Annotated in this window: 9 protein-coding genes and 1 tRNA gene; 7 read left to right on the forward strand and 3 right to left on the reverse strand. The window is 38.7% G+C overall.

Annotated features, from left to right (window positions below):
- Positions 1 to 11 precede the first annotated feature (11 nt).
- The 4 genes from bglX (at position 12) to LGQ90_RS14990 (ending at position 5,833) form a co-directional block, all read left to right on the forward strand.
- Entirely contained in the window at positions 12 to 2,285 is a 2,274-nt protein-coding gene (gene bglX, locus LGQ90_RS14975; RefSeq protein ID WP_229342402.1) for a beta-glucosidase BglX, read from the forward strand.
- Between the two features lie 81 nt (positions 2,286 to 2,366).
- Positions 2,367 to 3,902, forward strand: coding sequence for a family 43 glycosylhydrolase (locus tag LGQ90_RS14980; RefSeq protein ID WP_229342405.1), 1,536 nt, complete (start codon positions 2,367 to 2,369; stop codon positions 3,900 to 3,902).
- Positions 3,853 to 4,143 (forward strand): fibronectin type III domain-containing protein, encoded by a 291-nt coding sequence (locus tag LGQ90_RS14985; protein WP_229342408.1) that lies wholly within the window; start codon positions 3,853 to 3,855, stop codon positions 4,141 to 4,143. The genes LGQ90_RS14980 and LGQ90_RS14985 overlap by 50 nt, the downstream gene beginning before the upstream one ends.
- 22 nt (positions 4,144 to 4,165) lie before the next feature.
- Complete coding sequence (locus tag LGQ90_RS14990; protein ID WP_229342410.1) at positions 4,166 to 5,833, forward strand: sulfatase-like hydrolase/transferase; 1,668 nt, start codon at positions 4,166 to 4,168, stop codon at positions 5,831 to 5,833.
- 93 nt (positions 5,834 to 5,926) lie between these two features.
- Here the strand turns inward: LGQ90_RS14990 and LGQ90_RS14995 are convergent, their stop codons facing one another.
- Genes LGQ90_RS14995 through LGQ90_RS15005 form a run of 3 tightly spaced genes read right to left on the reverse strand, consistent with a single transcriptional unit; the run spans position 5,927 to position 10,610 of the window.
- Complete coding sequence (locus LGQ90_RS14995; RefSeq protein WP_229342412.1) at positions 5,927 to 8,515, reverse strand: glycoside hydrolase family 2 TIM barrel-domain containing protein; 2,589 nt, start codon at positions 8,513 to 8,515, stop codon at positions 5,927 to 5,929.
- An 11-nt stretch (positions 8,516 to 8,526) separates the two neighbouring features.
- Positions 8,527 to 9,708, reverse strand: coding sequence for a CehA/McbA family metallohydrolase domain-containing protein (locus tag LGQ90_RS15000; RefSeq protein ID WP_229342415.1), 1,182 nt, complete (start codon positions 9,706 to 9,708; stop codon positions 8,527 to 8,529).
- On the reverse strand, positions 9,705 to 10,610 hold the full coding sequence (locus tag LGQ90_RS15005) for an alpha/beta hydrolase (protein ID WP_229342419.1): 906 nt from the start codon (positions 10,608 to 10,610) through the stop codon (positions 9,705 to 9,707). The genes LGQ90_RS15000 and LGQ90_RS15005 overlap by 4 nt, the downstream gene beginning before the upstream one ends.
- 104 nt (positions 10,611 to 10,714) lie before the next feature.
- Here LGQ90_RS15005 and LGQ90_RS15010 point away from each other — a divergent pair, with 104 nt between their 5' ends.
- From LGQ90_RS15010 to LGQ90_RS15020, 3 genes are all read left to right on the forward strand, one after another.
- Entirely contained in the window at positions 10,715 to 11,164 is a 450-nt protein-coding gene (locus LGQ90_RS15010) for a GatB/YqeY domain-containing protein (protein ID WP_229342422.1), read from the forward strand.
- A gap of 64 nt (positions 11,165 to 11,228) precedes the next feature.
- Positions 11,229 to 11,302, forward strand: a tRNA-Arg gene (locus LGQ90_RS15015).
- A 1,778-nt stretch (positions 11,303 to 13,080) separates the two neighbouring features.
- The coding region (locus LGQ90_RS15020) for a hypothetical protein (protein ID WP_229342426.1) at positions 13,081 to 13,889 on the forward strand (809 nt) is incomplete at its 3' end.

Raw genomic sequence — 13,889 nt, forward strand, 5'->3', positions numbered from 1 at the left:
GTTTAACGAAAATGAAAAATTTCAATCTATCAGTTGCTCTGCTTTTTTTTATAGGGCTCTCCGGACTTCAGGCTCAGGAAAAGATACCTGAAGTAGAAGAATTGCTTTCAAAAATGACGCTTGAAGAAAAGATAGGTCAGCTGAATTTATTAACCCCGGGAGGTGGCGTTGCTACAGGTTCGGTAGTAAGTGAAGATGTGGAAGCCAAAATTAAAGCCGGGAACGTTGGAGGTGTGTTTGGAGTGTCGAGTCCCGAAAAGGTAAGACAGGCTCAGGAGATCGCGGTTAAATCTTCAAGATTGGGAATTCCGCTTCTTATAGGTTCAGATATTATACATGGTTATAAGACCACCTTTCCAATTCCGTTAGGACTTTCTTCGAGCTGGGATTTAGAATTGATAAAAGAATCTGCACAAATAGCTGCTAAAGAAGCAACCGCCGATGGTATCAACTGGAACTTTTCACCTATGGTGGATATTGCCAGGGATCCAAGATGGGGACGTATTGCCGAAGGAGCAGGGGAAGACCCTTATTATGGCTCTCAGGTAGCTAAGGCTATGGTGCAGGGGTACCAGGGAGAAAACCTTACCCAGCCAAATACCATGATGTCCACGGTAAAGCATATGGCTTTATATGGAGCGGCAGAGGCAGGTAGAGATTATAATTCTGTAGATATGAGCCGCTTAAAAATGTTCAACGAATATCTGCCACCTTACAAAGCTGTGGTAGACGCCGGGGTTGGAAGTGTGATGACATCATTTAACGATATAGATGGGATTCCTGCATCGGGAAATAAATGGTTGCTTACCGATCTATTACGTGAGAAATGGGGTTTTGATGGCTTTGTAGTTTCTGATTATACTTCTGTAAACGAAATGATCGCTCACGGAATGGGAGATCTACAGGCAGTCTCAGCACTGGCTATAAATGCCGGGCTGGATATGGATATGGTAGGTGAAGGATTTCTTACTACGCTTAAGAAGTCTGTTGATGAGGGGAAGGTTTCCGAAGAACAGATCACTAAAGCCGCAAGGAGAATACTGGAAGCCAAACATAAATTAGGTTTGCTTGAGGATCCTTATTTATATTCAGATGAAAGCCGACCTGAAAAAGATATTCTTACTGAAGAAAACAAGAAGTTTGCAAGAAAGGCAGCTACGAGATCATTCGTTTTTTTAAAGAAACATGAAAATACCCTGCCATTGGCAAAGAATTCGAATATTGCTTTAATAGGGCCGTTGGCAGATAATAAAAATAATATGTTAGGAACCTGGGCTCCCACTGGAGATCCATCTTTGTCAATTCCAATTCTGCAAGGTTTTAAGAATGTAGCGCCCAATGCTACTATAAAATATGCCAAGGGAGCGAACATCTCCAACGATTCAACTTTTGCCAAGAAAGTGAATGTTTTCGGGGAAAGAATTAGTATTTCAGATAAATCTTCAGATGCATTATTACAAGAAGCCCTGGATGTGGCTAATGCTTCAGATATTATTGTGGCGGTAGTTGGAGAAGCTACGGAAATGAGTGGTGAAGCAGCCAGTCGTACCGATATTACGATTCCTGATAGTCAGAAGAAATTGATCCGGGAACTTGTGAATACTGGTAAGCCGGTTGTTCTGGTATTAATGAGCGGTCGCCCGCTGGACATTTCTGAAGAGATGAACCTTCCTGTAAGTATTTTACAAATATGGCATCCTGGGATAGAAGCCGGGAATGCGGTGGCCGATGTAATTTTTGGAGATTATAATCCTTCCGGAAAACTTACGGCTACCTGGCCAAGAAGCGTAGGACAGATCCCGATCTATTATGGAGTGAAAACTACTGGAAGACCGGGACCTGAATCTGGAGACTTTCAGAAATTTAAAACCAATTATCTTGATTCACCAAATACACCATTATTACCTTTTGGGTATGGTTTGAGTTATACCAGCTTTGAATATAGTGACGTAAAAGTGAGTTCCAAAGAAATGTCTGCCAGTGCTTCCATTGAAATAAGCGCTACAGTAACTAATACTGGGAATTATGATGGAGAAGAAGTTGTTCAGCTCTACATCCATGATAAAGTAAGAAGTATCACACCTCCCGTTAAGGAATTAAAAGGCTTCCAAAAAATCACTTTGAAAAAAGGTGAGTCTAAAACAGTGACTTTTACAGTAACTGCGGAGGATCTGAAATTTTATAATTCTCAATTGGAATATGTTTTTGAACCCGGGGAATTTGAATTTTTTATAGCCGGAAGTTCAGATGCTGAATTTGCCGGTTCATTCACGCTAAAAAAATAATTCCTTTAGTTTTAATTTGTTTAGCTCCGGTCGTCGTTAGTTGGGACACCGGAGCTTTTTTTTAATTAAAAACTTATAATTATGATTTCAATCTCTTTTACTAGGATCCCTTTATTATGGATTTTCCTGATAATTTCCGGAAATTATATTTCATTTGGCCAGGAGACTTTTAAAAGCTATTGCAATCCTATTGATATCGACTATACCTATGTGGCCCATAACTCTTATACCGGGGTTTCCTATCGGGCCGGGGCAGATCCCGCGGTAATTAATTTTAAGGGGAAGTATTATATGTTCGTGACCAGGTCTTATGGTTATTGGATGTCTGATGATATGAGCAACTGGGAATTCATTAAACCGCAAAACTGGTACTTTAACGGAAGCAACGCTCCGGCCGCTGCAGTACATGGGGATAAGGTGATCGTTGCAGGAGATCCTTCCGGCCGAATGGCAGTCATCGAGACGGAAAATCCACAAATTGGAGACTGGAAAACCAATTACAGTGTAATTCCCATATCAATTCAGGATCCTGCATTATTTGTGGATGATGATAACAGGGTTTATCTTTATGAAGAGTCATCTAATGTGCATCCTCTTCATGCTGTGGAGCTTGATCCCAAACGGAACTATCTTCCTGTAGGTGAGGAAAAAGCTCTTATAAAATTACAACCCGGCAAGCATGGCTGGGAACGATTTGGACAGGATCATTCCTCAGAAGTGGCTCCCTATCTTGAAGGACCATGGATGACAAAACATGATGGGAAGTATTATTTACAATACGGAGCTCCGGGTACAGAATTCAATGTCTATGCAGATGGTGTTTATACAGCCGATAATCCCCTGGGGCCTTTTAAATATGCTCCATACAGCCCCGTTTCCTATAAGCCAGGTGGCTATGTTACAGGAGCAGGGCACGGTAGTACTGTACAGGATAATAATGGGAATTACTGGCATTTTGCCACCATGCCCATTGCCGTAAACTACAAATTTGAACGCAGGATTGGACTCTTTCCTGCGGGATTTGAAGAGAACGGGCAAATGTATGTAAACACTGCTTATGGCGATTATCCGCATTTTTTACCTGATACGGAGGTGGAAGATCATAAGAATCGATTTACAGGTTGGATGCTATTGTCTTACGGAAAGCAGGCAACAGCCAATTCTGTGGTGAATGATTCGGTGAAACAACAGGTTATAGGTGCAGGGATGAAAGCAGTTCTTCGCGACAGTGAGGAAGGCTATGGGCCTGCTAATCTTGTGGATGAGCAAATAGGCACATTTTGGGTGGCAGATGGCAACGACGATTCCATGCATGCCACTATAGATCTTGGAGAACTGATGCAGGTGCACGCGCTGCAAGTTAATTTTCAGGAGTTTAATGCGGCTATTTTCGGAAGATCACAAGGTTTAAAACACCAGTTTATAATCGAATCTTCTAAAGATGGTGAAAACTGGAGCGTACTGGTAGATTATTCTGAAAACGAGCGTGACCAGCCCCATGCGTATATCGAGCTTGAGAGTCCTGAAGACATTCGTTTTGTACGTTACCGAAATATTGATACTCCCAATGAATACCTTGCTTTATCGGGTTTTCGGGTCTTCGGAAGAGAATTTTGAAATAAACCGAAAAACCGACCGCCGCGATGCCCGTCTAAGTTGGCAACCTGTTGAAGAAGCTATGGGTTATGTAATTTACTGGGGGATTTCTAAAGATAAATTGAATAACTCGGTCATGATTTATGATGCCTCCAGCTATGAGCTACGGGCTTTAAACGCAGATGTAGAATACTATTTTGCTGTTGAAGCTTTTAATGAAAATGGCGTAGGTAAAAGAAGTGAACCGATTAGAATAAATTAATTGAATTTTAAAAGCTACAAGTATGAAATTAGACAAGCGTTTATCAGAATTCTTACCTTGTTATCGAATATTATTATTTGTACTTATTGCTATATGTTTTATACCTATTTCAAATGCACAGCAAAAGAAAAAGTCGGAAGATAGACCGGCGCCAAATGTCGTGTTTATTCTCGCAGATGATGTAGGTTATGGAGATATAGGTGTATATGGTGGAAAAATACCTACTCCTAATATAGATAAGTTGACACAACAGGGAATGCGTTTCACAGATGCTCATTCTCCTGCTGCACTTTGCGCGCCATCAAGATATAGTCTTTTAACCGGAAGCTACCCCTATAGAAACGGTCGCCCCGGCGGGAGTTGGGACGTCAATAATAGTTCTGCTTTTAGTGTTAATGGCGATCGTACCAGGGCAGGAAAACATATTACCGTGGGGGAGATCATGCAAAATGCCGGTTATAAAACCGCTTTTTTCGGAAAAATGCATCTGGGTGGTACCGTGTATAATGAAAATGGCGAAATAATTCGGGAAAAAAATAAGCTTAACACGATGGACTATAGTCGTGGCGTGGACGATGCTTTAAATGAACATGGGTTTGATTACTGGCTAGGTTTGCTCAGTGGAATTCAGCACGAACCTTATGCATATTTTGAAAACGGAAATTATATTCCTATTGATCCTGATAACCCCGCTGACAATTCCAGTACACGTTTATTGACTAACGGATTTTATAAAGTTTCCAATAACGGTCTTTCAGAAATTGTGGAAGCCGGTAAAATTCCGGCAAGAGGAGACGAGGACTATGATTCCAGCCAGGCGGGTATTATTTTAACAAATGAGGCTGTAGATTTTATAGATCGTCATCAACGAACCAACGAAGAGCAAAATAAAAACGACCCGTTTTTACTTTATTTCTCTTCGCAAGCCATACACGTCCCTCACAGTCCACCATTTGATTTTGATGGTGATCCATCCACTATAGATGAACAGGTTTATGGTGTGACAGGAGCAATGACATCAGATGTTTTATATGAACTGGATCTCCAGGTAGGAAAAATCATAAATAAACTCGAAAGTGAAGGAATTGCGGACAATACCATTATATTTCTCACAAGTGATAATGGTGCGCTTTGGCCTAGAATTACTCATTATGGAGACCGAGATCACGACAACAACGGAGATTTGCGAGATTACAAAGCTTCTATCTACGAAGGTGGGCATAGGGTTCCATTTATTGTAAAATGGGGAGATGGAACTAAAGAAGGCTCCATTATACCTCCGGGAAGTATATCTGACGAATTAATTATGGGCCAGGATTGGGTAGCGACAATGTATGAACTTACCCAACAAAATATGGCTGAGGACCAGGCTAAAGATAGCGCATCCCTTCTGCAAATTCTAAAAGGAAAAAAATTAGATTCGCCGCTACACGAATTTGTATTATACCAGGCTGGATTTGCTTTTGACGGCGCAATCAGGGAAGGAGATTTAGTTTTAATGGTAGATAGGAAAAATAATGCTACCGAATTGTATGATCTTTCTAAAGATCTGGGACAGGAGAACAATTTAATTGCCAACCCAGATTATAAAGAAACGATCAATAAACTACAGGATAAATTTCTAAAGTATAACGATCACGATATCCAAACTATAGAACCAAGAACTACAAAAGCTTATAGGGTAAAATAAATAAGTTGATAGTTATATTTCAGTTGATGCTAACCGCTAAAATGTTCTTCATATTAGCGGTTTTTAACTTTTAAATATTCCCAAATTATGAAGCTATAACTTTTCCAATTTAATCCCAGATAGCAATGCTTTTCCCGAATTCTCTTCGAATTCAATCTCAATCCCCGCATCGGTTTTTATTTGATATGAAATTTCAACAGCTTGAAGTCTGCCATAATCCCGGGCCAGGTTCAGGTCTCCGGAAAGGGTTTTTCCATTTATTTTTATATCAAAATTTCTTAAGCCGGGAATATCCTTTTTCTCAGCTTCACTCAGGTTATAAATATTCTCTTGGGAAGCATTATATTCAGGTTCGGCGAAAAGAAGGCTCACACGGTATTTTCCTTTTTCTACATCGAATTTATAAGCCTCGATCCCTTCCCGCATTGTTTGAAAAAGCGGATCATTTTCGGTGCCCTGAATATCTGAAGCCGTACCCTGAAATTTACTGCTGTTTTTCTGGTAAACACTCCCGCCAACATATCCAAAACTTCCTTCTTTATATTCCTGATCACTTATCCAAGTTTCTCCGGTAATTTCATCGAAGAAATTCACGTGAGTTCCCACATTTACGAGTATCGCGTTTTGATCAATTTCAGCAACAAGGTTTTTCCTGAATTTCACTTTAATCTCCCGGGAATGTGAAGCCGTTCCATCAGTCGCAATTAACTGATGTTTCCCTTCGGGAAGGGAAAGTTCGAAAAGGGCAATGCCATTTTCAACTTCTGAAGTGAATTCAGCATTATCTACTTTCAATTTTACTTCTTCAGAATTGGAAAATACGGTGATAACGATAACATCACTTTCATCTTGGGGATATTGCTTTTCATAATTTTTTCCCGCGATATAGACAAAATCTTCAGGGGTCAATCTGGCTTTATAATAATAATAAACATCCTTAGGCTCCCTGTTGAAATTCACTAAACCTTTCTGATTGATAAATGGCCTGCTGTCCTGTCTTCCCGAAGAACCAAAATCGGCAAAATTCCATGCCGCCATTCCCAGCATATAATCTCTTTCCATAACCTGGTTGAGGTAACTAACGTGACTTTTTAATTGATAAGCTTCGCTGAAATCCCAGGGTTTTGGATCGTTCGTCTGAATCCTGGAATCACTTCCCGGGCCATATTCAGATATCAATAAAGGACGGTTTGGATATTTTTCATGTTGGGTATCAAGAAATTTTCCCAGATTTTCCAATCCCTGGGTATACCATCCAAAATAGAGGTTCCACCCAATTACATCAGGAATATCTGCAATTCCTGAAGTATTATAAAGATCATTCTCATGAAGCGCCATCACGCTAAGCCTGGTAGTATCGAGTTTCTTTGTCTCAGCTTCCAGTTTTTTAGCCAGGGCTACGCTGGTTTTGATCTTCGCATTTTTATCAGCTTCACTCATTTCGCTAGTGAAAACCAGTCTTATAAAGATCTCGTTCATAATTCCCCAGAATACTATAGAAGGATGATTATATAACTGAAGTATCTGTTCACGTTGCATATTTACAGCATTCTCATGATAAGCTTCCGAATCTGTCACGTCGTTGATCACCGGCACTTCGGTCCATACGAGCAAACCCAATTCATCACAAATTCTGTACACATCCGGATCCTGTGGATAATGGGCCGTTCTTATAAAATTTGCGCCCATATCCTTGATCATTTGATAATCTTTTCGGTGAATAGCATTAGGAACGGCATTACCCATATTTTCAAAATCCTGATGCCGGTTTGCACCGATCAGTTTTATGGGTTGGCCATTTAGAAAGAAACCCTTCTTCGGATCTGCTTCAAACCACCTGCAACCGAAATTCGTAGAATAGGAATCAAGTATTTCTCCGGAATCTGGATCTATAATATTCGCCTGTAAATTATAAAGATTCGGATTTTCAGGAGACCAAAGCTCAGGATCTTCAATTTCAAATTCATAACTGAATTTCCCATCTTGTAGTCTTTTTAAGTTCTTGCTGAAATCTTTAATTATAGTACCATCAGGTCCGGAAACTTCAATTTTTAGCCTTGAATTTTTATTAGCTGATGTATTTATGATTTCACCATACAAACTTACTTCAGCCATTTCTTCAGAAACTTTGGGAGTATGCACTTGCATGGTGCCGGCTGCCTCACCTTCGAGTTTAAAATGTGTTTTCCCGGTTACGATCATTTCGATATCACGGTATATTCCACCGTAAAAATTAAAATCGGCTTCCAGTGGGGGGATATCCAGATTATGGGAATTATCAACTTCTATCCTCACTACATTTTCCTCCCCGAATTTTAGATTTTTACTCAATTCAAAAATAAAACCTGTATAGCCGCCAGTATGTTCGCCAACCACGGCATTATTTACAAAAACCTTGGTATGTTGATTGGCTCCTTCGAATTTTAGGAAAACTGCCTGATCTTTCCAGTTTTCGGGAATAAAAATTTGCCTTTTATAGATCCCTTTTCCACGGAAATAAGATTTATCATCTTCAAATGCATCTTGCGCATTCCAGGTATGTGGAATATTTACAACCTGGGTGTTTTCAGAATTTTCTAATTGAAATTCCCAGCCTGCATTTACCGTTTTTACAAGTCGTTGGGCACTGGTAGTGGCAGTAATAAATATTAATACGATGAATAAGTAGTTGGAGATTTTCATATTTTGGAGTCTTATTTTTTTGAAACCGGTTGAGTCCAGGCGACTTCGGTATCTCCCTTGCTATACGGATTTTCCTTTAACTTATCTGAAACGATCTTCGCTCTTACAAAAAGCATCTCGTCTGTAACCTGAAATTTTGCTTTTGTCCCTTTCACCTTTTTCAATACTTCACTCTGGGAAGAGTTTTTCTTTACTCCTATGAACGAGATCTCATAATTCACGTCTTTTTCTTCTTCTATAGCTATTGAAAGTTCATTCTCCTCAAAACTAACCTCAGAAAGTTCAACGCCAGTACTGGCATAAAAATCCCCGGCTTCCATAGCTTCAATAATATTGGTAGGATCCAGTTTTTTAGCTCTTACCACGACCCAACCACGACCTGCATTACTGAATTTTGATCCAAATTTGTGATAATGGTGGCTATCATCAGTCGCAATACCAAGAAGTAAGGGTTTATTCATGGAATGATACGCAATATTTACCTGGTCCCACATCTGCTCTGAACTATCATGAATGCTATCCCCATAATTATTAACATAGGGGTGGCCATTAAAAACTTCAAAAAATCGTTCCCCGTCAATTTGTATAATATCCTCCGCGGTTATGGCATAGGTGAAATTTGGATGATTCAGGTGTTGCATTACCGGCCTCCCAATTTCTTTCTCCTGCGCCATTATCGCATCAAGATTATTCTGGATAAGTTCAACGATGGTATTCCCTTTTTGTGGTTCTATAGTTTTCTCGATATTTATCGCTCCCATGTGTACCGCCTTATCATCGAGGTAGGAAGTAACTTCTTCAGCCTTGAAGATCATGAATTCTTCAGGTACTTCAAAGAGCGGGCGAAACTCCTGAAGGGTTTTGAGCTGTACCTTTAATCTGTTTTCATCTTTTTTATAATTAACCCAGTCTTCACCATATTCAGCCAGATATTCTTTAAAAGCGTTTTGGTAGAGGGTATCTTTAGAGATTTGTTTCCATTTTTCACCCTCAGCGATAATGTTATGATCTGAAAGTGCTACAAATTGATAGTCATTATCTTTATACCACTGCATAATCATTTCAGGAAATTCGTCACCATCACTCCAATAAGAATGAGTGTGAAGGTTTCCTTTGTACCATTGGCTTTCCTGGGAGTGTAAGCTGGAAAAATTAAATAGGATCAATAATATTATAGGTAGGGTCGTTTTCATTTGTAAATATTAGATTGAATCTGGGTTTTATCAAAAACTACGTTCTTCAGGAACTGAAAAACTTCCGGTAAATGATCAAAGGGCATACCTGAAATTTCATGCCGGGCATCTTTGAACGTATAAAATAAATAGGAAGTATTTAATTCCTCAAGCTTTTCTACGATGGTCTTGGAGCCATCCAGTATTAGATAGCCGGGCTTATTTTTTTCACAATAATGATGAGCCGCGGTGGCATATGGCACTAGATTATCTGCAGTGCCATGAAAGAAAATGCCCGGTATCGCGTTTTTTTTATCCAGATACCTTACATCTACGAGTGCACCCGCCAGAGAGATCACTGCTGAAAAATTGAGGTCTGTATAGGTTGCAGGATCCTCAAACATAAGATCGGGATTATATACGGCATTAAGCACAGCTTCAGCCCCGGCACTGCTACCGCCGACAATTATTTTATCAGGGTCAATATTAAATTCTTCAGCCTTATTCTTCATGAATTTTGCAGCATCCATAAAGTCTTCCGCAGCAAGCTGAAAGGTTTCGATCTTTCCATCAGCATCAAAATCACAACCAAAACCATTTTCTTTTCCTTTTCTAACAAGTCGGTAAGAAATAAGTCCAACGCTATAACCTTTGGAAGCAGCTATCCTGGCGAATTTTATCTCCTGAGGATTCTTCGGACTTCCGCCAGCAAATCCGCCGCCATGCATAAAGAGTATAAGAGGTCTTTTATTTTCTGAATTCACCGGTTCGTAAAGATCAATGATGAGTTTTTCATTTCCTTTTTCTGAATAAACTTCAGTCTTAACTTTTGCTACCGCATAAAGGCTGTCAATATATTTCTCCTGAGCTTCAATACTTTGAAGACCTATAAAAAATAAACAGATATATAAAATTCGGTTCATGGCATATTTTAAATTAGAACTTTGAATATACTCAATTTTGAAGGGATAAATAAATGGTGAATTCAAGCAGAAAATTTTATCTTCGCACCAATATTTTTTGCATTATGAGTTTACAGGATAGAATAATGGCTGAAATGAAGGCCGCGATGAAAGCTAAAGATAGCATTAAGCTGGAGGCATTAAGAGCAGTTAAGGGAGCTATTTTATTGGCAAATACTGAATCATCTTCAAAAGAAGGATTGACGGAAGAAGAAGAAAATAAACTCTTGCAGAAACTTGTGAAGCAGCGTAAAGATAGTGCTCAGATTTATAAGGAACAGGGTAGAGAAGATCTTGCTGAACCTGAATTACAACAGGCGGAAGTGATAGAAGAATTTTTGCCGGAGCAGATGAGCGAAGCTCAAATTGAAGCCGAAGTAGAGAAGATCATCGCTGAAACTGGTGCTGCTGGAATGAAGGATATGGGAAAAGTGATGGGATTGGCATCAGGAAAATTAGCTGGGAAAGCTGACGGGAAGACCATTTCCATGATCGTTAAAAAGAAATTGAGTTAAGTAAAGAGTGAAAAATTTTTGAGGTAAGATTTAAATTTTTATTTTCTGATTACTGAAAAATAACGGCCCCGTGGCGCAACTGAATAGCGCATCAGATTTCGGCTCTGAGGGTTGGGGGTTTGAATCCCTCCGGGGTCACGAATAAATAGTTCAATAAGAAAAAACGCCAAGCTTGCTTGAGCGTTTTTTTGTTTGAACTATTTTCAAAGCGGAGCTTTGAGGGAAGCGCGAAGCGAACCCCGATATCAATAAGAAAAACGCCAGGCTTGCTTGAGCGTTTTTTTGTTGAACTATTTTCAAAGCGGAGCTTTGAGGGAAGCGAAGTCTGTTCGCTTAAATTTTTAGTTTTGAATGGGGAGCTTCGGTTTTATAGAACCAGGCAGTGTAGAAAAAAAATGCCAGACCAGCTAAGCAAACTGACCCTACTCAGTCTACCTAACGTGTATGGCCTGACAATTCTAAATAAGCCTTAAATATTTTACAATTCCAATTAATTTAAGCAGGAGTATTTGTTTTGAATTCATTATATCTATTTAATTTTTAAATAAAGTTTTTACGATGAATTCCAATATGCACAATTGCTGTATCTCTAAGTAGCTAAAAGGATGAAATTCTCTAAAATAATTAGCAATAATCTCATAATTTCTACTCAAAACTAACATTTTCCTGTTTGGATAAATACGGTTTCCCGTATTTTATATGAATTATCGTACAGGATTTTTATAAAATACTGGATGTTAGTGTAATAAAAATATCAAAAGAGTGAAATTTTTTAATTATTTTTTTATTAGGCCAAATTTATAGAATTGGCAGGTTTTCCAAAGGATTGAGAAATAACTACTTCTAATTTTTATTAAAATATCAGGATTTTATTATTAACGCTTACCAACAAAAAATAGGGGAAAACCCTGATTTTTTATCTTTTTAATCCTATCTAAATTGAGAGAACTATCTAAGACTAAATAAAATGATACAGGATTATAGCAATCTTTATAAAAATATTATTCTGGGTTTGAGTGTATTGCTCGCTGTCTATATTGTTTTTAAATATCTTACCTAATTACAATTTGACACTTTAAATACGTCTTTCTAAAATCTTAATATATAAACGATCATTTTCGATCAGGATCTTATATGAAAATCCTTTACTATTTCCTCAGTTTTGAAATATAGAGGTCAATATCCTATTTTTTGTATGTAAGCGTTAATAAATTTTTTGATTTCCACACTTTGGATCTCTCTCAAAATCACCAATAAAACTTTTTGAAAATATATCTTTTATGATTATTTCATAAGATTAATTCTTATTAAATATAATTAGAAGATATTGGTTTTCAGTATTCTATGTATTTTATCGATTTATTGATACATATCTTCGAAAAGTTTACATTTCAGATTAAACAAAGATCAAAATTATGTTAATTTGATCAATGTTAGAGGTTTAGGTATATCATCCCACTAAATATCCCATTTAAACTGTAACAGACTGCCCTACCCATTTTTTAAAAAGTTCACAAATAAACTCTCATGATATGATTGCACTATTACACAAGTTTAATAGGCTAACACGCATTTTGCTGTTGCTAATGATTTTTACGCTACCTGCAATGACGGTGGTAGGGCAGACGGAATCCGACGGGACACAATTGGTTTCCGATCCAGGAATTACAATAATCACTGATAAGGATGACTATGCGCCTTTATCAAATGCGGTATTTTCTGGAAGTGGATTTGAACCTTTTGAAATAGTTGTACTTCGGGTGAAAAATCTTACCCAGCCTTGTAATACAACCCACTCCGACCAATCTTATGCCCCCTTTTCGGTAACGACAGATGAGAATGGTGCATTTGTAACTAATTGGACAGTTTGTAATTGTCCCGGCGATTCATTGAGGTTAAAAGTTACTGGACAGAATTTGGGTAAAGTGGGATATGCTTATTTTACAGATTCTACACCCAACAACATTAGTTTTGTTAATCCATCTGGATCTTCAGTGAGCACAGTACAAGGTAGTAGTGCAGTTTTCAATGTAGAAATTAAATTTACTGGAAATAAGAATAGTTGTACTGTTAATCTCTCTACTTCGGGACTTCCTACAGGAACTACTGAAAACTGGAGTGGGGGGAATTCCATAACTGTTGAGCAAGCCGGTAACACCACTATCGTCAAAACTTTGACCATCACTACTTCGGGCACTACTCCGATAAATTCATTTTCATTTTTGGTAAGTGCAACTCCGACTGCTTGTCCAGGTGGTGACATAGTAAATGCAAGTGGGAATTTGAATGTAACAGCGCCCTCTTGTACAGTGCCAGTGCTATCTGTTCCAGGAGTTATAGAAGTTAATAGTGCTGCTAATCTTTGTAATACGATTGTAAATTATACAGCAACATCGACAGGAACTCCTGCACCTGACATTACTTACTCTTTTTCAGGTGATACGACGGGTAGTGGTACAGGTACAGGAAGTGGATCTTCATTTAATGTAGGCACTACCACGGTTGAAATAACTGCGACTAATAGTTGTGGGAGTGATACGGAGACATTTACTGTAACGGTAGTAGACGATACTGCTCCTGTAGTTGATGCAGTATCACAGATCACTGTTACCCTGGATGCCAGTGGAGCAGGATCACTTGCCGTGGGTGATGTTCTAAACAGCACGAGTACTGATGCCTGTGGTATTGCCAGTGAGGTATTGAGTCAGACCAGTTTTGGTTGCTC

This window comes from Christiangramia sediminis, from assembly GCF_020552705.1.
In the GTDB taxonomy this organism is placed as follows: Bacteria; Bacteroidota; Bacteroidia; order Flavobacteriales; family Flavobacteriaceae; genus Christiangramia; species Christiangramia sediminis.